Source organism: Pseudomonas sp. SWRI22 (assembly GCF_014268395.2).
Lineage (GTDB): Bacteria > Pseudomonadota > Gammaproteobacteria > Pseudomonadales > Pseudomonadaceae > Aquipseudomonas > Aquipseudomonas paracarnis.
On record NZ_JABWQK020000003.1, the window covers coordinates 633,156 to 652,500 of the forward strand.

General features: G+C 59.6%; 20 protein-coding genes (1 of these 20 running past the window's edge). 14 read left to right on the top strand and 6 right to left on the bottom strand.

Translation table 11 applies throughout. The features are described 5' to 3' along the window. Positions 1-51: 51 nt before the first annotated feature. Both gluQRS and dksA read right to left on the bottom strand, forming a co-directional pair. Positions 52-939 carry a tRNA glutamyl-Q(34) synthetase GluQRS gene (gene gluQRS, locus HU730_RS25915; RefSeq protein ID WP_034127016.1) on the bottom strand — a complete coding sequence of 296 codons (888 nt, stop codon included), beginning with the start codon at positions 937-939 and terminating at the stop codon, positions 52-54. Between the two features lie 83 nt (positions 940-1,022). Beyond that, positions 1,023-1,466, bottom strand: a complete 444-nt coding sequence (gene dksA / locus HU730_RS25920) for an RNA polymerase-binding protein DksA (protein WP_003194150.1) — start codon at positions 1,464-1,466, stop codon at positions 1,023-1,025. Between the two features lie 320 nt (positions 1,467-1,786). On the opposite strand from dksA, the gene HU730_RS25925 reads away from it, so the two are divergent. Beyond that, complete coding sequence (locus tag HU730_RS25925; protein ID WP_186527611.1) at positions 1,787-2,959, top strand: pyridoxal phosphate-dependent aminotransferase; 1,173 nt, start codon at positions 1,787-1,789, stop codon at positions 2,957-2,959. After that, complete coding sequence (gene sfsA, locus HU730_RS25930) at positions 2,959-3,672, top strand: DNA/RNA nuclease SfsA (protein WP_060764112.1); 714 nt, start codon at positions 2,959-2,961, stop codon at positions 3,670-3,672. Before HU730_RS25925 ends, sfsA begins: the two co-directional genes overlap by 1 nt. On the opposite strand, the gene HU730_RS25935 is transcribed toward sfsA, so the two are convergent. Next, positions 3,669-3,986, bottom strand: coding sequence for a Rieske (2Fe-2S) protein (locus tag HU730_RS25935; RefSeq protein WP_034127019.1), 318 nt, complete (start codon positions 3,984-3,986; stop codon positions 3,669-3,671). The two genes, sfsA and HU730_RS25935, sit on opposite strands and share 4 nt — an antisense overlap. Positions 3,987-4,142: 156 nt before the next feature. On the opposite strand from HU730_RS25935, the gene HU730_RS25940 reads away from it, so the two are divergent. Genes HU730_RS25940 through HU730_RS25950 form a run of 3 tightly spaced genes read left to right on the top strand, consistent with a single transcriptional unit; the run spans position 4,143 to position 6,822 of the window. Next, positions 4,143-5,021, top strand: a complete 879-nt coding sequence (locus tag HU730_RS25940) for an ABC transporter substrate-binding protein (protein WP_060764111.1) — start codon at positions 4,143-4,145, stop codon at positions 5,019-5,021. Continuing rightward, positions 5,018-6,055 carry an iron ABC transporter permease gene (locus tag HU730_RS25945; RefSeq protein WP_096144127.1) on the top strand — a complete coding sequence of 346 codons (1,038 nt, stop codon included), beginning with the start codon at positions 5,018-5,020 and terminating at the stop codon, positions 6,053-6,055. Before HU730_RS25940 ends, HU730_RS25945 begins: the two co-directional genes overlap by 4 nt. Beyond that, positions 6,055-6,822 (top strand): heme ABC transporter ATP-binding protein, encoded by a 768-nt coding sequence (locus HU730_RS25950; protein WP_072448359.1) that lies wholly within the window; start codon positions 6,055-6,057, stop codon positions 6,820-6,822. The genes HU730_RS25945 and HU730_RS25950 overlap by 1 nt, the downstream gene beginning before the upstream one ends. A gap of 243 nt (positions 6,823-7,065) precedes the next feature. On the opposite strand, the gene HU730_RS25955 is transcribed toward HU730_RS25950, so the two are convergent. The 3 genes from HU730_RS25955 to HU730_RS25965 form a co-directional block, all read right to left on the bottom strand. Continuing rightward, complete coding sequence (locus HU730_RS25955) at positions 7,066-7,338, bottom strand: TfoX/Sxy family protein (protein WP_003194139.1); 273 nt, start codon at positions 7,336-7,338, stop codon at positions 7,066-7,068. A gap of 205 nt (positions 7,339-7,543) precedes the next feature. Next, positions 7,544-7,888, bottom strand: coding sequence for a pentapeptide repeat-containing protein (locus HU730_RS25960; RefSeq protein WP_096144128.1), 345 nt, complete (start codon positions 7,886-7,888; stop codon positions 7,544-7,546). Between the two features lie 92 nt (positions 7,889-7,980). Next, a complete protein-coding gene (locus tag HU730_RS25965; protein WP_096144129.1) occupies positions 7,981-9,537 on the bottom strand; it encodes a bifunctional aminoglycoside phosphotransferase/ATP-binding protein in 1,557 nt (518 codons plus the stop codon). A gap of 118 nt (positions 9,538-9,655) precedes the next feature. On the opposite strand from HU730_RS25965, the gene mrcB reads away from it, so the two are divergent. The 9 genes from mrcB to msrQ form a co-directional block, all read left to right on the top strand. Next, positions 9,656-11,980, top strand: a complete 2,325-nt coding sequence (gene mrcB / locus HU730_RS25970; RefSeq protein WP_186527612.1) for a penicillin-binding protein 1B — start codon at positions 9,656-9,658, stop codon at positions 11,978-11,980. A 16-nt stretch (positions 11,981-11,996) separates the two neighbouring features. Beyond that, positions 11,997-12,731 carry a tetratricopeptide repeat protein gene (locus tag HU730_RS25975; protein ID WP_034127026.1) on the top strand — a complete coding sequence of 245 codons (735 nt, stop codon included), beginning with the start codon at positions 11,997-11,999 and terminating at the stop codon, positions 12,729-12,731. Then, positions 12,731-13,060, top strand: coding sequence for a YqcC family protein (locus HU730_RS25980; protein WP_034127027.1), 330 nt, complete (start codon positions 12,731-12,733; stop codon positions 13,058-13,060). The genes HU730_RS25975 and HU730_RS25980 overlap by 1 nt, the downstream gene beginning before the upstream one ends. 432 nt (positions 13,061-13,492) lie before the next feature. Beyond that, positions 13,493-15,217 (top strand): acetolactate synthase 3 large subunit, encoded by a 1,725-nt coding sequence (locus tag HU730_RS25985; protein ID WP_014719928.1) that lies wholly within the window; start codon positions 13,493-13,495, stop codon positions 15,215-15,217. Between the two features lie 2 nt (positions 15,218-15,219). Then, positions 15,220-15,711 carry an acetolactate synthase small subunit gene (ilvN, locus tag HU730_RS25990; RefSeq protein WP_003176102.1) on the top strand — a complete coding sequence of 164 codons (492 nt, stop codon included), beginning with the start codon at positions 15,220-15,222 and terminating at the stop codon, positions 15,709-15,711. 46 nt (positions 15,712-15,757) lie between these two features. Then, entirely contained in the window at positions 15,758-16,774 is a 1,017-nt protein-coding gene (gene ilvC, locus HU730_RS25995) for a ketol-acid reductoisomerase (protein WP_003194132.1), read from the top strand. 144 nt (positions 16,775-16,918) lie between these two features. After that, positions 16,919-17,776 carry a CDP-diacylglycerol--serine O-phosphatidyltransferase gene (pssA, locus tag HU730_RS26000; RefSeq protein ID WP_014719927.1) on the top strand — a complete coding sequence of 286 codons (858 nt, stop codon included), beginning with the start codon at positions 16,919-16,921 and terminating at the stop codon, positions 17,774-17,776. Between the two features lie 63 nt (positions 17,777-17,839). Continuing rightward, on the top strand, positions 17,840-18,853 hold the full coding sequence (gene msrP, locus HU730_RS26005; protein ID WP_034127028.1) for a protein-methionine-sulfoxide reductase catalytic subunit MsrP: 1,014 nt from the start codon (positions 17,840-17,842) through the stop codon (positions 18,851-18,853). Continuing rightward, positions 18,853-19,345, top strand: the 5' portion of a protein-coding gene (gene msrQ, locus HU730_RS26010) for a protein-methionine-sulfoxide reductase heme-binding subunit MsrQ (RefSeq protein ID WP_034127029.1). The gene runs 128 nt beyond the window's last position; only the first 493 of its 621 coding nucleotides appear in the window; the start codon lies at positions 18,853-18,855; the stop codon falls past the right edge of the window. The genes msrP and msrQ overlap by 1 nt, the downstream gene beginning before the upstream one ends.

A 19,345-nucleotide genomic window follows, 5' to 3' on the forward strand; every position in this document is an offset into this window, starting at 1 on the left:
ATTAAAAATCTGCCGCGATGTTAACGGATGATGGGCAACCTGCAAGCGCCTTCAACTCAATTGCGCTTCGGCCAGGGTCAGTGTGCGTGGGATGCGGGTGGCGTCCCAGTGTGCAATGCCCCAATCCAGCAGTTCTCGTGGGCTGGCGTACTGCAACTGCGCGTCGGGCTGTTGGCCAAGGGCACGCAGCGCTCTGAGCAGCAAAGGCGTGGCCTGGTCGGCTGTCAACGGTGGAGAGCGGTAGGACTTACCCAGCTTGTTGCCGTCTGGCTGCACGATCAGCGGCACGTGCAAGTAACGGGGTTGGCGCAGGCCGAGCAGTTCTTGCAAGTAAAGCTGGCGCGGCGTGGAGTCGAGCAGGTCGGCGCCGCGTACGATATCGGTTACACCTTGCCAGGCGTCGTCGAGCACCACCGCCAGTTGGTAGGCGTAGAGGCCATCGCGCCGACGAATGATGAAGTCGCCGGCATCGCGCCCCAGATGTTGCCGGAACTCGCCCTGGACGCGGTCGACAAAGTGATATTCCAACTCGGGCACGCGCAGGCGGATCGCGGCATCCTGCTGTTCGTGGCCGGCATTGCGGCACAAGCCTGGGTAAATCCCGTTGTAGGGCTCCAATTGCTTGCGCGAGCAGGTGCAGGCGTAGGCCAGGCCGTGGTTGAACAGGTCGTTGAGCACTTTAGCGTAGGCATCATGCCGCTCGCTCTGGCGAACCAGTTCGCCATCCCATTCAAAGCCGTAGCTTTCCAGCGCATGCAGGATCGCCGCCTGAGCGCCGGGCTCTTCACGGGGAGGGTCAAGGTCTTCCATGCGCATCAACCAACGGCCGTGGTGGGCGCGTGCATCGAGGTAGGAGGCGAGGGCGGCAACCAGGGAACCGAAGTGCAAATGGCCGCTGGGTGTGGGGGCGAAACGCCCAATATAGGTAGAGGCTGTCATGGCCCGGATACTACTGCATAACCGGTAAACGCCAGAAACAAAAATGGAGCGTTCGCACGCTCCATTCGTTCAGCTCGGCAAAGTTACTTGCCGACCTGTTTTTCCTTGATTTCAGCCAAGGTCTTGCAGTCTACGCACAGGTCCGCGGTTGGACGGGCTTCCAGTCGGCGAATACCGATTTCGACGCCGCAGGATTCACACCAGCCGTATTCTTCGTCTTTGATCAGTTGCAGGGTCTTGTCGATCTTCTTGATCAACTTGCGCTCGCGATCGCGGGCGCGCAGTTCGAGGGCGAACTCTTCTTCCTGGCTGGCGCGATCGGCCGGGTCAGGGAAGTTGGCCGCTTCATCCTTCATATGGTCAACCGTACGGTCGACTTCCTGCATCAAGTCCTGTTTCCACTTGTTGAGGATCTTGGTGAAGTGCTCGCGCATGGGCTCGCCCATGTACTCCTCGCCCTTTTTTTCGACATAGGGTTCGAAGCCGCCGAGGCCTTGAGTCTGCTGTTGCTTTGCTTGGGTGGACATGAATAGACCGCCTCTCACTCTTCTAATCCATTGCGCAGGATTGCAACGTCACCGACACCTGCCGGCCCTGCGGCTGCAAGCGGGCGAACTTACCAGATAGATTCAGGGTGCGCTACTCCCGGTTGTCGAGGCCCAAGGCAAAGGGGTTGTAAACCGCAGCAGCCCGCCATGACTGGGTATGTATCGCCTCGAATGTTGATTTTAGCTGTTTTACGAGCGCGCGCAGGGTGCACTTGCAGCCCCAATCAGGCAATAGAGCATGTTTTACCGTGAGGGTTCGGTAGAATCCAGATTTTGTCCTCACCGTCTAAGGAAGGCTAATGGCTCAGCCCTACAGTGCGCGTAGTCGCGCCATCGAACCTTTTCATGTCATGGCGTTACTGGCGCGTGCCAATGAGCTGCAGGCCGCCGGTCACGACGTGATCCACCTGGAAATCGGCGAGCCTGACTTCACCACCGCCGAACCGATCATCCAGGCCGGCCAAGCTGCGTTGGCAAGCGGTAAGACGCGCTACACCGCCGCCCGTGGCTTGCCGGAGTTGCGCGAAGCCATCAGTGGTTTCTACCAGCAACGCTACGGTTTGAGCATCGACCCGCAGCGCATCCTGGTCACCCCCGGTGGCTCCGGCGCGTTATTGCTGGCCAGCAGCTTGCTGGTGGATCCGGGTAAGCACTGGCTGCTGGCGGACCCAGGCTACCCCTGCAACCGACACTTCCTGCGCCTTGTGGAAGGCGCGGCGCAGTTGGTGCCGGTCGGCCCAGACGTACGCTACCAGTTGACCGCCGATCTGGTGGCCAGGCATTGGGACCAGGACAGTGTCGGTGCATTGGTGGCATCGCCCGCCAACCCCACCGGCACGATCCTCACCCGGGACGAGTTGGCTGGGCTGTCGGGCGCCATCAAGGCGCGCAACGGTCACCTAGTGGTCGACGAGATTTATCACGGACTCACCTACGGCACCGACGCCGCCAGCGTGCTGGAAGTCGATGATGACGCCTTTGTCCTGAATAGTTTTTCGAAGTATTTCGGCATGACCGGCTGGCGCCTCGGTTGGCTGGTGGCCCCCCCTGAAGCGGTGGGTGAACTGGAGAAATTGGCGCAAAACCTCTACATCAGTGCGCCAAGCATGGCCCAGCATGCCGCCTTGGCCTGTTTCACCCCGCAAACCCTGGAGATTCTGGAGCAGCGCCGTGCCGAATTTGGTCGCCGCCGTGACTTCCTGCTGCCGGCCCTGCGTGAGCTGGGGTTCGGTATCGCCGTGGAGCCCGAAGGTGCTTTTTATCTGTATGCCGATATCAGCGTGTTCGGCGGCGATGCCTTCGCGTTTTGCCGGCATTTCCTCGAAACCGAACATGTGGCCTTTACGCCCGGGTTGGATTTCGGTCGCTACCAGGCGGGGCACCATGTGCGTTTTGCCTACACGCAAAACCTTGATCGGCTGCAAGAAGCGGTGGAGCGGATTGCCCGTGGTTTGCGGAGTTGGCAAGGCTGATGCGTTTTAATCCTCCTCTTGAAGAAGGGCGGCTGATCCGCCGCTACAAGCGCTTTCTCACCGATATCGAAACCGTTACCGGCGAGTTACTCACCATTCACTGCCCTAACACCGGTTCGATGCTCAACTGCATGGTCGAAGGTGGCCAGGTCTGGTTCAGCCGTTCTACGGATCCCAAGCGCAAGCTGCCGGGCACGTGGGAAATTGCCGAAACGCCCCAGGGCCGGCTGGCGTGCGTCAACACCGCGCGTGCCAACCAGTTGGTGGAAGAAGCCTTGCTGGCCGGTGTGATCACTGAGCTCAACGGCTTTACTGCGTTGAAGCGTGAGGTGCCTTATGGCCAGGAGAAAAGCCGCATCGACTTTCGCCTGGATTACCCTCAGGGCGCTGCGTTTGTCGAGGTCAAAAGCGTCACCCTGGGCTTTGATGGCAGCTCAGTGGCGGCTTTCCCCGATGCGGTGACGCAGCGCGGTGCCAAGCACTTGCGTGAGCTGGCCCACCTGGCGCGCGACGGTATACGGGCGGTGCAGCTGTATTGCGTGAACCTGTCGGGGATCGACGCGGTGCGCCCGGCTGTGGAAATCGACGCTGGTTATGCGACGGCGCTACGTGAGGCCAAGGCCGCAGGTGTGGAGGTGCTGGCCTACGGCGTACGGGTCACGCCTCAGGAGATTTACGTCGAGCGTCGGCTGAAAGTGCTGCTGGGCGATTAGAGATCGACCCACAATCCTTGTTCGTCTTCACGGCCGGGCAGGGCAGTGAGGTGTTGGCCTGCGCAGGGCCCGGCGATGCACTCGCCGCTTTCAATCAGGAACAACGCGCCATGGGTGGCGCATTGGATCAGGCTGGCGCTGTCGTCGAGGAAGCGATCAGGTTGCCATTCCAGCGGGATACCACGATGGGGGCAGCGGTTGAGATAGAAGTACGCAATGCCGTCCCGACGCACCGCCAACAGCCTGTGGCCATCGATATCAAAACCGCGGCTGCTGTTGGGGGCGAGGTCGCCTGAGGTGCAGAGAAACTTCATTTCAATCCTTAAGTGCCTTGACGTTCAAATGCAAACAATTATCAAATGCCCGCTTCGCCCGTCAGCTGACTGGGTGCTCAATACGATGCCTGGCAGGGGTTATCTGTCACATCAATGAGTGCTTGAGTGGCCCTGCCCTAGGAAGGAAACCCTGTTATGCGCCTGAGTACCAGCGCTATTGCGCTTGTTGCCTCACTGCTGGTCAACCCTGGGGCGCACGCCTCTGAACTGCCGCAACGCTGGGTGAGTGCCGGTGGGGCGCTGTCGGAGTGGGTGACGGCCCTGGGCGGTGAATCGAAGTTGGTGGGAGTGGATACCACCAGTCAGCATCCCGCCTCGCTCAAGGCCTTGCCGAGCATTGGTTACCAGCGGCAGTTGTCGGCCGAAGGCATTCTCAGCCTGCGTCCGCAAATCCTTGTGGGCACGGAGGAAATGGGGCCTCCGCCGGTGCTGGCGCAGATTCGCAGTGCCGGGGTGCAGGTGGATATGTTCTCGGCCCAGCCGGATTTGCCCACGCTCAAAGGCAACCTTGCACACCTGGGGAAACTACTCGGCAGTGAGGACCAGGCTAATGCCTTGTTTGCCGTGTATGAGCAGGCGCTGGCACAGCAAAAAAATTGGGTGGCCAAGGCCCAGGCCACACAAAAAGCTCCAGGCGTGCTGTTGCTGCTCGGCCATGCCGGTGGCAAGCCGCTGATCGCGGGCAAGGACACCGCCGCTGATTGGATGTTGCAGCAGGCTGGGGGGCGTAATCTCGCCACGCATGTGGGATACAAGCCGTTTTCCGTCGAATCGCTGGCAGGGTTGAGCCCTGAGGTGCTGGTATTTGCTGATCGCGCCCTGACCGGTGACGCGGCGCGCGCAGCCTTGTTCAAAGAAAACCCGATCCTTGCCTCTACGCCGGCAGCCAAGAGTGGCCGCGTATTTGAGTTGGATCCGACCTTGCTGGTAGGCGGCCTTGGGCCCCGATTGCCGCAAAGCCTGGAGAAACTGTCTGCCGGTTTTTATCCGTCCCAGCCTAAGCCTGCTCCATGACCACTCTGGTTAAGCCAAAAACGCTGTTTATCGGGCTGTCGCTGCTGTGTGTATTGGCGATCTGGCTCTCATTGGCACTGGGGCCGGTCAGCCTGCCGTTAGTGGACACCCTCAGGGCTGCGTTAAGGCTGATGGGCTTACCGATTGAGGCCCAGGGGTTGGAGCAGGCCGAGTTGATCCTGGGGCAGATTCGCCTGCCGCGAACCCTGTTGGGGCTGGCGGTCGGCGGTGTGCTGGCGTTGTCGGGCGTGGCGATGCAGGGGTTGTTCCGCAACCCGCTGGCCGACCCTGGCTTGGTCGGCGTGTCCAGCGGGGCGGCGCTGGGAGCGGCGGTGGCGATTGTCGGTGGTTCGCTCTTTGGCGGGCTGCCGGATGCTTTCGGGCCGTACCTGTTGTCGCTGTGCGCCTTCCTCGGTGGCCTGGGCGTCACGGCACTGGTCTATCGCCTGGGGCGTCGCAATGGCCAGACCAATGTCGCGACGATGTTGCTTGCCGGTATCGCGCTGACGGCCCTGGCCAGTTCGACCGTGGGCCTATTTACCTATCTGGCGGACGATGCCACCTTGCGCACCCTGACGTTCTGGAACCTGGGTAGCCTCAATGGCGCAAGTTATTCGCGGTTGTGGCCCTTGCTGCTGGTGAGTGCAGGGGTGGCGCTGTGGTTGCCGCGCCGGGCCAAGGCGCTGAACGCGCTGTTGCTGGGTGAGTCCGAGGCCAACCATTTGGGTATTGATGTCGAGGGGCTCAAGCGCGAGTTGGTCTTCTGCACGGCCTTGGGCGTTGGCGCCGCAGTGGCAGCGGCGGGCATGATTGGTTTTGTCGGGTTGGTGGTGCCGCATCTGGTGCGGCTGCTGGCGGGGCCGGATCATCGGGTGTTGTTACCGGCCTCGGTGTTGGCGGGCGCGAGCCTGCTGTTGTTTGCGGACCTGGTGGCGCGCCTGGCGTTGGCGCCGGCGGAACTGCCGATCGGTATTGTCACTGCGTTTATCGGTGCGCCGTTTTTCCTCTATTTATTGTTACGAGGGCGCGCCTGATGTTGCGGGTAGAAGCATTGCAGATCCGGCGCGGTGGTAAGACTGTGCTGGCCGATGTCACCTTGGACCTATTGCCGGGCGAAGTGCTGGGCGTGCTGGGCCCCAATGGCGCCGGCAAAAGTACCTTGCTTGGGGCGCTGTGCGGGGAGTTGCAGCCGGATCAGGGCAAGGTGTGGCTGGATCAGCAGGCGCTCAAGCACATGACCGGTGTGCAACGTGCCCAGCGCCTGGCGGTGCTGCCACAATCCTCCACCCTGGACTTTGCCTTTCGTGTCGAAGAGGTGGTGGGCATGGGCCGATTGCCTCATCAGACCGGGCGAGTGCGCGACGACGAAATCATCAACGCCGCGCTGCAGGCTGCTGATGTAGGCCATCTGAGTGGCCGCAGTTACCTGGCTTTGTCGGGTGGCGAGCGGCAGCGTGTGCACCTGGCACGGGTATTGGCGCAGTTATGGCCGGGTGAGGCAGGGCAGACGTTGCTGCTGGATGAGCCCACATCAATGCTCGACCCTCTGCACCAACACACCACCTTGCAAGCTATCCGGCATTTTGCCGACAGAGGCGCTGCGGTGCTGGTCATCCTGCATGATTTGAACCTGGCGGCGCGCTACTGCGACCGGATCCTGTTGCTGGAAAACGGCCGCCCCCACGCGTTGGATACGCCCTCTAAAGTCCTGCAGCCAGAGCCACTGAAGGCTGTATTCGGTCTGGATGTATTGGTACAGCCGCATCCGGAGCGTGGGCATCCGTTGATCATTGCGCGCTGAGGCAGGTTAATTCGGAGGCAAAAAAAGACCCGGCAAGAGCCGGGTCAAATAACCGTGATTAGCCTGATGAGGAGATAATCTGAGAGTCCGAACCAATGGTCTTTCAGTTATCGGCTGATCTCGCGACCAGTTGTGATAATCATAACGATTCTCATTTGAGAGTCAACATTTGTTTTTCTGCTTCATCCAGTTTTCTCAAACGCTCGTTTGTAATGCCCATAAACACCGGGTTTGAGTGCCGCTCTAGTTCTTCTGATGTACTGAAATCGCTTCCAACTGACGGTTCAAGGCCTCCTTGCGCTCCGTGGGTATGTCGTTCCAGTGCACATCCATCAATGCCCCTTCAATGGCATACAGCAGAACCTTCGAAGCTCGAAACCCGCGCGTGCGCACGGCTCGGTAGGCATCGACCGCCCCTAGCCGACGCAAGTCGGACGCGCTGTGGATGCCCACCGCATGCAGCCACTGCGCTGACGTCTTGCCAAGGTTTTTCAGGTGTTGCAGCTCATCGTTCATCAAGCCTCCTTGCGTTGGCCGAATGGTGCGGTGGGTGTCGTGACCAGGCAGCCTGAAAATGAGTGTAGCGCTCAGTAGGAAAAGCGTGGTTCTTTGGTCAGAAAGGGCTGAAAAGCTTATAAGGATGGCGCGACGGCGCTTGCTCGCAGGCAGGCGCAAAGTGCCCGGCAGGCAGGGGGGGCTGGCCGGAACTCGGTGTGTGGGGTTACTTGGTGCGGTAGCGCAGGCGAGTACCGAAATTGACCGACATGAGTATTTCGTCAGCGGTGAGTTCGGGCGGGAAATAAGCACCCGAAATCTGCGCATGGGCCAGGCTGGCACCTTCCAGTGAGCAGCCACGCAAGTCCAGGCCACGCAGGTCGGCAGAGCGAAAATAGGCGTCGGTGAAGTCAATACCGGTGGCGTTCAGGTCGCGCAGGTCCAGCCCTCGAAAGTCGCCGCCGCGCATGTCGATCGTGCCGTTTTCAGGGCGCTCCTGGTTGAAGCCGTGGATGTCGTCCTTGTGCAGGAGGGCATAGAGCGGGGTATCAAGAAGCTTGGGCTGACTCATGATCGCAACTCTGGATGGCGTTATGGAGCCAGTATAGTGCCACTATCGCTGGGTCGCGCGCCGAAGACGACGACGCGACCAAGAAATATTCCTTACAGGCCCGGCAGGCGCTGGCGAATGTGCCCGACCAACGCGTCGAGCGTCCCGCTTTCATTGGTCTCCACACGCTTGCTGAGCAGCAACTCCTCGGCAGTCAGCGGATCACGACTGGCTTGTTGTTCTTCGATAACGGCCAGTGTGGCGTCAGACGGATCCTTTTTATCCGCCTGACGTTGTGCCAGCCAACTGGTGATAACGGCTTGCGGGGCGTTGCAGTCGAGGATCAGGAACGGCGCGCCAGTGGCTTCGGCAACCTGAGCGGCGGCCTCACGCTGTGCGCGTTTCAGGAAAGTGGCATCCAGCACCACCGGGTAGCCGGCGCGCAGCACGGTGTCGGCAATCTCGTTCAGGCGTGCGTAGGTGGCAGCGCTGGCGTCCTGATTGTAGATACCGGCCTGCAGGGTGTTCTCTACCTGTTGTTCGCCAAACAGGCGCTTGCGCTCTACATCCGAACGCAGGCGTACCGCGCCCAGGGCTTCGACCAGGCGCATGGCCACGTGGCTCTTGCCCACCGCTGAAACGCCATGGGTGATTGCCAGGAAGCGCGAGGGGATGGTGCTGTAGCTTTCCGCCAGGTTGGCGTAGTTGCGGTACTGGCGCAGGGTGGTAGCGCGTTGCACGGGGTTGGCTTCGCTCGGCATGCTGAACAGCGCAACCTTGGCGCGCACCAATGCACGGTAGGCTTTATAGAAGTTCAGGAGCTCCAGGCCCTGGTAGTCGCCGGTCAATTCCAGATACTGACTTATGAAGCGCCGTGCCAGGCATTTCAGGCCGCGATCTTCCAGGTCCATCGCCAAAAAAGCGGTGTCGGCGTACACGTCGGTAAAGCGGAAAGGCTCGTTGAACTCGATGCAGTCGAAGATCACCACGCGGCCATCGATCAGCGTGGCGTTGCCCAGGTGAATGTCGCCGTGGCATTCGCGGGTATAGCCATCGAGCTTGCGCTGCGCAAGCAAAGGCTTGAGGCGTTCGAAGCTGCTTTCAGCCCAGGCTTGCAGAGCCTCCAGCTGAGTCAGGTCGGCCTTGTCGCTGAGGAACGGGCGGATCTGGTCAAAGTTCTGGCGTACCGGAGCCATCACCTCTTCCGGCGTGCCGGCGGGGTGATCTTGCGGGACTTTGGGGGCGCTGAGGTGGAATTGCGCAATCTGCTTGGCCATCTCATCGATGTGCGCGCTGGTCAGTTCGCCGTTGGCTTGCAGGGTGCTGAGCATCTGGCTTTGCGGGAACTGGCGCATTTTCAGCGCGTACTCGATGGCCGGGCCATCGCCACCCAGTTGCGGCGCCTCGGCAGTGCCGGTAATCGGCAACACTTCAAGATACAAATCTTCGGTCAGGCGCTGGTTGAGGCGCAGTTCCTCGTGGCAGAAATGCCCGCGGTCGTCCAGATTGGTGAAGTCCAGGAAGCCGAAGTTCATCGGTTTCTTCAGCTTATATGCATAGGGGCCCGTCAGTATCACCCAGGAAATATGGGTCTCGATGACTTGAAACGCGTCAACCGGATGAGGGTACAAGGCCGGGTTTTGTAGGGCAGCGATCAGGGTCTGGCTCACGGGCGATCCTTCAAAGTCGGGGGAAAATCATGGGGGGCATTATGGCTGCTGATGCCAGTCGTGCAAACCGCTGTCCGGCTCATGTTGATCATCAATAAAGTGCGTATAATCCGCCGCCATGACTCGAACCCGATCTCCCCGTTCCCGTAAAAAACCTCCTTCCCGCGGCCCGCGCCCTTGGCTGGGCTGGGTGATCAAGCTTGGCCTTGTGGGCCTTGTGGCGGTCGCCGGCCTTGCGGTGTACCTCGATGCCGTGGTGCAGGAAAAATTCTCCGGCAAGCGCTGGACGATTCCGGCCAAGGTGTATGCACGCCCGCTGGAGCTGTTCTCTGGTCAGAAGCTGAGCAAGGAAGACTTCCTTACCGAGCTCGATGCGCTGGGCTACCGCCGCGAACCCGTGAGCAATGGCCCTGGCGCTGCGGCGGTCAGCGGTAATACCGTCGACCTGAACACCCGTGGCTTCCAGTTCTACGAAGGCCTGGAAAAAGCCCAGCCGGTGCGCGTGCGTTTCTCTGGCGATTATGTGGCTGAGCTGTCCTCGCTCAATGGCTCCAAGCTGCCGGTGGTGCGTCTCGAACCGTTGCTGATCGGCGGTATTTACCCGAAGAACCTTGAAGATCGCATCCTGATCAAGCTCGATCAGGTACCGCCGTATCTGCTCGAAACCCTGGTCGCTGTCGAAGACCGCGATTTCTATAGCCACTGGGGTGTGTCGCCGAAGTCGATCGCCCGTGCTATCTGGGTCAACACGTCCGGCGGCAAGATGACCCAGGGCGGCAGTACGCTGACCCAGCAACTGGTCAAGAACTTCTACCTGACCAACGAACGCAGCCTGACCCGTAAACTCACCGAAGCCATGATGGCGATGTTGCTGGAGCTGCATTACAGCAAGCAGGAAATCCTCGAGGCTTACCTCAACGAGGTATTCGTCGGTCAGGATGGCCAGCGCGCCGTGCACGGTTTCGGCCTGGCCAGCCAGTTCTTCTTCGGGCAGCCGTTGTCCGAGTTGAAATTGCATCAGGTTGCGTTGCTGGTGGGGATGGTCAAGGGGCCGTCCTATTACAACCCGCGCCGCAACCCGGAGCGTGCGCTTGAACGTCGCAACCTGGTGCTCGATGTATTGGAGCAGCAGGGTGTCGCCACCGCTGAGCAAGTGGCCGCTGCCAAGAAAATGCCACTGGGTGTGACAACCCGCGGCAAGCTGGCGGATAGCTCATTCCCGGGCTTTATCGACCTGGTCAAGCGCCAACTGCGCGAAGACTACCGCGACGAAGACTTGACCGAAGAGGGGCTGCGGATCTTCACCAGCTTCGACCCCATCTTGCAGATGAAGGCCGAAGCGTCGGTCAACGACACCTTCAAGCGCCTGACTGGCCGTAAGGGCTCGGATGAAGTCGAGGCCGCCATGGTCGTGACCAATCCGGAAACCGGCGAGGTCCAGGCCATGATCGGCAGCCGCCAGGCCAGTTTCGCCGGTTTCAACCGCGCACTGGATGCCGTGCGGCCGATTGGCTCGCTGGTCAAGCCTGCGGTTTATCTCACTGCACTGGAAAAACCCAGCAAGTACACGCTGACCAGTTGGCTGTCCGATGACCCGCTGTCGATCAAAGGCGCGGATGGCCAGGTATGGACGCCCAAGAACTTCGACCGTCGTTCCCATGGCACGGTGTTCCTGTATCAAGGATTGGCGCATTCCTACAACATCTCGACCTCGCGTCTGGGGCTTGAAGTCGGTGTGCCGAATGTGCTGAAGACGCTGGCGCGACTGGGGATCGAACGTGAGTTTCCGGCGTTCCCGTCCATGCTTCTGGGCGCTGCGGCCATGACGCCGATGGAAGTGACCACCATGTACCAGACCCTGGCCAATGGTGGCTTCAATACGCCGATGCGCGGTATTCGCAGTGTGCTGACCGCCGATGGCGAACCGCTCAAGCGCTACCCGTTCCAGATTCAGCAGCGCTTCGACGCCGGCTCCATCTACCTGATCCAGAATGCCATGCAGCGCGTGATGCGCGAGGGTACCGGGCGTTCGGTCTACAGCGTGCTGCCGTCGAACCTGACCCTGGCGGGCAAGACCGGTACCAGCAACGACTCCCGCGACAGCTGGTTCGCAGGGTTCGGCCAGGATGTACTGGCCGTGGTATGGCTGGGGCGCGACGACAATGGCAAGACGCCGTTCACCGGTGCCACCGGCGCGCTGCAGGTATGGACCAGTTTCATGCGCAAGGCTGACCCGTTGCCGCTCAACATGCCGCAGCCGGACAATATTGTGCAGGCCTGGATTGATCCGCACACCGGCCAAGGCTCCGATGCCAACTGTCCGGGCGCGGTGCAGATGCCGTATATTCGCGGCAGCGAACCACCACCCGGTGCCGCGTGCGGTGGCAGTACACCTGCTGACGCGGAATCGGTGATGGATTGGGTCAAGGGCTGGATGAATTAAGCAAAGAGGGTTTCAAGTGAACAAGTTGTGGATTCCAGCAATTACGGCTCTGGTTTTGCTCGGCGGTTGCTCCAGCGTGCAGCGCGGCTCTATCCCTGTGGTGGACTCAAGCACGTCCGTTTCCAATAACGACCGCATTTCGGCCAATGGCGGCTTCCGTCAGACCGTGGTCAAACGGCCTGCCCAAGCTGCAACCCAGGCAATTCCCCAGGATTCCGGCGTCGTAGTGATGGTGCCCGGCAGTGGGGCTGCAACCTCGGCGCCTATCAGTGCCGAGCCATGGACCCCAGGCCCAAGCACTTCCGGGCCGGTGAACTCCACGCCGATTCAAACCGCGCCGGTCAATCAGGGCACCTACAACATGCCTTCGACGCCGAGCGGTATTCCGTCATCGTCCAGTGCGGGCGGGTTGTCGGCGGACGAACAACTTGATGGCCCGGTGCTGGCGTTGCTCACCACCGCTCAGCAGCAGCAGGCGGGTGGCGATTTGAATGGCGCCTCGTCGAGCCTTGAACGTGCCCAGCGCGTGGCGCCGCGTGAGCCACAAGTGCTCTATCGCCTGGCCCAGGTGCGCATGGCTCAGGGCGATGCGCCCCAGGCGGAGCAATTCGCTCGCCGTGGCCTGAGCCTGGCCAATGGGCGCCCAGACCTGCAAGCCAGCCTGTGGGCCTTGATCGGTGATGCACGTGCCGCCCAGGGCGATGCAGCGGGTGCCGCCCAGGCGCGGCAAAAAGCCAAGGTCAGCCTCTGATGGATGCGCGTTTTCCCGCGATTGCCGAGCAGTTATTGCTGATCGAGCGCGAACTGCGCGTGCAGGGCTGGTGGGATGAAGTATCCCCCGGTGTTGAAGCCCTCAGCAGCGTCGAACCCTTTTCTGTCGATACTCTGGACTTCCACCAGTGGCTGCAGTGGATCTTCCTCGCGCGTATGAAGCAGATCCTGGAACAGGACCTGCCCTTGCCGAATGCGTCGGGGATCCTGGAAATGGCCGAGATGGTCTACGCCGACCGGCCGCGGGAGAGCCTCGGCTTGCGTAACGCGCTGAAAAAGTTCGATCAATTGATCGCCGACGCTCGTTAATTGCCTGACTGCCGGTTTTTTCGGCAGTCTTGCGCACATTTCTACCGCTTGACGACATTCAGGCGAGTTTTATCCCTCCTCAAAGCCCTTTCTTCTGCGTTCTCATGCGCTTAGTTGGAAAAAAGCGCAATTATTGCTTGACTTGAAGGGCGTGAAACAGAAGAATCCAAAGTCCGCTGTATCGGGACTGCCAGAAGCAGGCCCGCTCAGCAGATCATGAGGCGCACATCCGCGCCGACCTGTAACACCCGCAACGCGTTACCTCGCGCTGGGTGGGAAAAGCCCGCAACACTTGGGACGATCCCAATACTTGCTCAGTCAGTGCTGACGTAGTCGGCGACCACCGTCGCTCATGCTCTGTTGAGAAGTAAACCTATTAAGACCCGTCGGTTTTTTAACGGACGGTATTCTGGCGTTTTAGAGGTGAACAACGTGGAGCTTTTATCTGGCGGTGAGATGCTCGTCCGCTTTTTGCGTGACGAAGGCGTCGACTATATCTACGGGTACCCAGGTGGTGCTCTGCTGCATGTCTACGACGCACTGTTCAAGGAACCGGCTGTTACCCACATCCTGGTTCGCCACGAACAGGCCGCGACCCATATGGCTGACGGTTACGCCCGTGCCACCGGTAAAGCCGGCGTGGTACTGGTAACCTCCGGCCCAGGCGCAACCAATGCCATCACCGGCATCGCGACTGCGTATATGGACTCCATCCCGATGGTGATCATCTCTGGCCAGGTGCCTAGCACCATGGTCGGCACCGACGCTTTCCAGGAAACCGACATGATCGGTATTTCCCGCCCGATCGTGAAACACAGCTTCATGATCAAGCACGCGTCGGAAATCCCGGAAGTCATGAAAAAGGCGTTCTACCTCGCACAGTCCGGTCGCCCGGGCCCTGTGGTGGTCGATATCCCGAAAGACATGACCAACCCGGCCGAAAAATTCGAATACGTTTTTCCCAAGAAAGCCAAGCTGCGTTCCTACAGTCCGGCCGTCCGTGGGCACTCGGGGCAGATCCGCAAGGCGGCAGAAATGCTCCTGGCGGCCAAGCGCCCCGTGTTGTACTCCGGCGGTGGCGTGATTCTGGGCGGCGGTTCCGCGCCACTCACCGAACTGGCCAAGCTGCTCAACCTGCCGGTGACCAACACCCTGATGGGCCTCGGCGCATTCCCGGGTTCGGACCGTCAGTTTGTCGGCATGCTCGGCATGCACGGCAGCTACACCGCCAACCTCACCATGCACCACGCCGATGTGATCCTCGCCGTGGGCGCGCGGTTCGATGACCGAGTGATCAACGGCGCGAGCAAATTCTGCCCGAATGCCAAGATCATCCACATCGACATCGATCCGGCGTCCATCTCCAAGACCATCAAGGCCGATGTGCCAATCGTGGGGCCTGTAGAAAGTGTACTGACCGAAATGGTCGCTGCACTCAAGGACATCGGCGAAACGCCGAACAAGGAGTCCGTTGCCAGCTGGTGGAAGCAGATCGACGAATGGCGCGGTGATCGCGGCCTGTTCCCTTATGACAAGGGCGACGGCAGCATCATCAAGCCACAAACCGTGATCGAAACCCTGTGCGAAGTGACCAAGGGCGACGCCTTTGTGACCTCCGACGTGGGCCAGCACCAGATGTTCGCGGCGCAGTACTACAAGTTCGACAAGCCTAACCGCTGGATCAACTCCGGTGGCCTGGGCACGATGGGCTTTGGTTTCCCTGCGGCCATGGGTGTGAAACTGAGTTTCCCGGATGCCGACGTTGCCTGCGTCACCGGTGAAGGCAGCATCCAGATGAACATCCAGGAACTGTCGACGTGCCTGCAATACGGTCTTCCCGTGAAGATCGTCTGCTTGAACAACGGCGTGCTCGGCATGGTTCGTCAATGGCAGGACATGAGCTACGGTAGCCGTCACTCCCATTCCTACATGGAATCGTTGCCGGATTTCATCAAGTTGGTTGAAGCCTATGGCCACGTCGGCATTCGCATCACTGATTTGAAAGATCTGAAGCCGAAAATGGAAGAAGCGTTTGCCATGAAGGACCGTCTGGTGTTCATCGATATTCAGGTCGATACCAGCGAGCACGTCTATCCGATGCAAATCAAAGACGGCTCTATGCGCGACATGTGGCTGAACAAGACGGAGCGTACTTAATCATGCGGCATATTATCTCCCTGCTTCTGGAGAACGAACCCGGCGCCTTGTCCCGTGTTGTCGGCCTGTTTTCGCAACGCAACTACAACATTGAAAGCCTGACCGTGGCCCCGACCGAAGACCCGACCCTGTCGCGCCTGACGTTGACCACCGTAGGCCACGATGAGGTGATCGAGCAGATCACCAAGAACCTCAACAAGCTGATCGAAGTGGTCAAGCTGGTCGACCTGTCGGAAAGCGCCCACATCGAGCGCGAACTGATGCTGGTCAAAGTCAAGGCCACCGGTGCCCAGCGTGCCGAGATCAAACGCACTACCGATATTTATCGCGGGCAGATCGTCGATGTGAGCGCCAGCGTTTATACCGTTCAACTGACCGGTACCAGCGACAAACTGGACAGCTTCATCCAGTCGATCGGGACGGCCTCGATTCTGGAAACCGTACGCAGTGGTGTCACCGGGATTGCCCGTGGCGACAAAGTACTCAGCATCTAACCCAATTAGCGAATGGCCTTACGGCCTGGATATATAGAGGAACCTCATGAAAGTTTATTACGATAAAGATTGTGACCTGTCGATCATCCAGGGCAAGAAAGTCGCCATCATCGGCTACGGTTCCCAGGGTCACGCTCAAGCGTGCAACCTGAAAGATTCCGGCGTTGACGTGACCGTTGGCCTGCGTAAAGGCTCGGCCACTGTCGCCAAGGCTGAAGCCCATGGCCTGAAAGTGACCGACGTTGCTTCTGCTGTTGCGGCTGCCGACCTGGTCATGATCCTGACCCCGGACGAGTTCCAGTCCTCGCTGTACAAGAACGAAATCGAGCCGAACATCAAGAAGGGCGCTACCCTGGCCTTCTCCCACGGCTTCGCGATTCACTACAACCAGGTCGTGCCGCGCGCTGACCTCGACGTGATCATGATCGCGCCGAAAGCACCGGGCCACACCGTGCGTTCCGAGTTCGTCAAAGGCGGCGGTATCCCTGACCTGATCGCGATCTACCAGGATGCGTCGGGCAACGCCAAGAACGTTGCACTGTCCTACGCTGCTGGCGTGGGTGGCGGTCGTACCGGCATCATCGAAACCACCTTCAAGGACGAGACCGAAACCGACCTGTTCGGTGAGCAAGCCGTTCTGTGCGGCGGTACCGTTGAGCTGGTAAAAGCTGGTTTCGAAACCCTGGTTGAAGCTGGCTACGCGCCGGAAATGGCCTACTTCGAATGCCTGCACGAACTCAAGCTGATCGTTGACCTCATGTACGAAGGCGGTATCGCCAACATGAACTACTCGATCTCCAACAACGCCGAGTACGGCGAGTACGTGACCGGTCCGGAAGTGATCAACGCCGAGTCCCGTCAGGCCATGCGCAACGCCCTGAAACGTATTCAGGACGGCGAATACGCCAAAATGTTCATCAGCGAAGGCGCTACCGGCTACCCTTCGATGACCGCCAAGCGTCGTAACAACGCCGCTCACGGTATCGAAGTCATCGGCGAGCAACTGCGCTCCATGATGCCGTGGATCGGTGCCAACAAGATCGTCGACAAAGCCAAGAACTAAGTCGTACGCATCAAGGGAAAACGCGGCTTAGGCCGCGTTTTTTCGTTTGAGGGGTTGGTTCTGGTATAAAGCTGCATCGTTTGCAGGCGAACACTCGCTGCAAGTATCTGTCGAATTTTTTCACACCGTTGCAAGGTAAAGTCCATGAGCGAACGTCCCGAAGAGCCAAACCAGGCTTCCGACGCCGAAAGCATGCTGCCGATCGATGAACATGTCGAAGAAGGGCATGACGCCGAAGGCCGCAAAGTCCGGCATCGTGGCATCTATCTGCTGCCCAATCTGTTCACCACGGCGAACCTGTTTGCCGGTTTCTATTCCATCATCAACTCCATGAGTGCCCAGAGTGCGCTGGCGGCCGGTGATGCGGCGAGTGCCAGCAAATACTTTGGCTTTGCTGCTATCGCAATTTTCGTGGCCATGGTGCTCGACGGCCTGGACGGGCGCGTGGCGCGCATGACCAATACCCAAAGTGCCTTCGGCGCCGAGTACGACTCGCTGTCGGACATGGTCGCCTTCGGTGTTGCCCCCGCATTGCTGGCATTTGCCTGGGCATTGGGTGACATGGGCAAGGTTGGCTGGATGGTTGCCTTCATCTATGTCGCGGGTGCCGCCTTGCGCCTGGCGCGCTTCAACACCCAGGTGGGGACTGCCGACAAGCGCTACTTCATCGGCCTTGCCAGCCCGGCAGCGGCGGGTGTTGTCGCGGGTATTGTCTGGGCGTTCAGTGACTACGGGATTCAGGGATCGAAGATGTCGTTCCTGGTTGCCCTGATGGTGGCAGCGGCCGGCATGCTGATGGTCAGCAACATCAAGTACAACAGCTTCAAGGAATTTGATCTCAAAGGGCGCGTGCCTTTCGTGGCCATCCTTGTGGTGGTGCTGGTGTTCGCGGTCGTGTTCAGTGATCCACCGCGTATCCTGCTGCTGGCGTTCCTGGCCTACGCGGCTTCTGGCCCGATTCAGTACTTGTTGCGTCTGCGTCGGGACAAAACATTGTCTTAATGTAATTTCCCCCATACTCCGCAGTCTATTGGTGCATCAGTTCTCCAACGCTGCGGAGTTACCATGTTAATCAAATTGCCCAAAGCGTCCGATTGTCACGAATCGGATGTCACGCCTGAATCTTTCTATCTCTCTCGCCGCAGCCTGCTCGGTGGTGCGCTTGCCGGTATTGCCGCCAGCAGCTTGCCGCGTTGGGCCAGTGCCGGAGATGCTTCGCGGTATGCCGACGTCGAGCCGGGCAGCGCGCCCAACTGGTTTACGGAAAAACTTCCGAATGCGAAGTGGCAGTCGGTGACGGTCAAGGATGAGGCCATCACGCCATTCAAGGACGCAACTCACTACAACAACTTCTATGAGTTCGGGACAGGCAAGGGCGACCCGGCAACGAATGCGGGCTCGCTCAAGACGCAGCCCTGGAGTGTGGTGATTGATGGTGAAGTCGCAAAACCTGGGCGCTATGCCCTGGAAGACTTCATGAAACCCTATGCGCTGGAAGAGCGCATCTACCGCCTGCGTTGCGTCGAGGCATGGTCCATGGTGATTCCGTGGATAGGCTTTCCCATCTCGGCGTTGCTCAAGCAGGTCGAGCCAACCTCCAAAGCCAAGTACATCCGTTTTGAAACCCTTCAGGATCCCAAGAGCATGCCTGGGCAACGCTCAAGTTTCGGCTTGATCGATTGGCCTTATGTGGAAGGGCTGCGCCTGGATGAGGCGATGAATCCGTTGGCGATCCTCGCTGTGGGCATGTACGGGCGGGAGTTGCCTAACCAGAACGGTGCACCGTTGCGCTTGGTGGTGCCGTGGAAGTATGGCTTCAAGAGTGTGAAGTCCATCGTGCGTATCAGTCTGGTCAGTGAGCAGCCGAAAACGACCTGGCAGAGTATTGCAGCTGATGAGTATGGGTTTTATGCGAATGTGAATCCTACGGTCGATCACCCGCGCTGGACCCAGGCGCGGGAGCGCCGTCTGCCGAGCGGCCTGTTTAGTCCGAATGTGCGCGAGACGCAGATGTTCAATGGCTATTCGGATGAGGTCGCTTCTTTATATACAGGCCTCGATCTGCGGAAGAACTACTGATGCGCTATCCCATCTGGCGCATCGGCGTGTTTGTAGCCGCAGCAGTGTGGCCATTGCTCTGGTTGTATGAAGCGTGGAGTTCTGCGCTGGGGCCTGATCCAGGCAAGGTGCTCGTTGATCGCCTGGGTTTGGGGACGCTCATTTTATTGCTGATCACGCTTGCTATGACGCCGCTGCAGAAGTTGAGCGGTTGGGCGGGGTGGATAGCAGTGCGACGACAGTTGGGGCTGTGGTGCTTTGCTTATGTTGTGCTGCACCTGGCGGCCTATTGTGTGTTTGTCCTGGGGCTGGATTGGTCGCAGCTCGGCGTAGAGTTGAGCAAGCGGCCCTACATCATTGTGGGGGCGCTGGGGTTTGTTGCTCTCCTTATGTTGGCCGTTACGTCGAACCGCTATAGCCAGCGTCGGTTGGGGAGTCGATGGAAGAAGCTGCACCGTCTGGTCTATGTGATTCTTGGGCTCGGTTTGCTGCACATGCTATGGATAGTGCGGG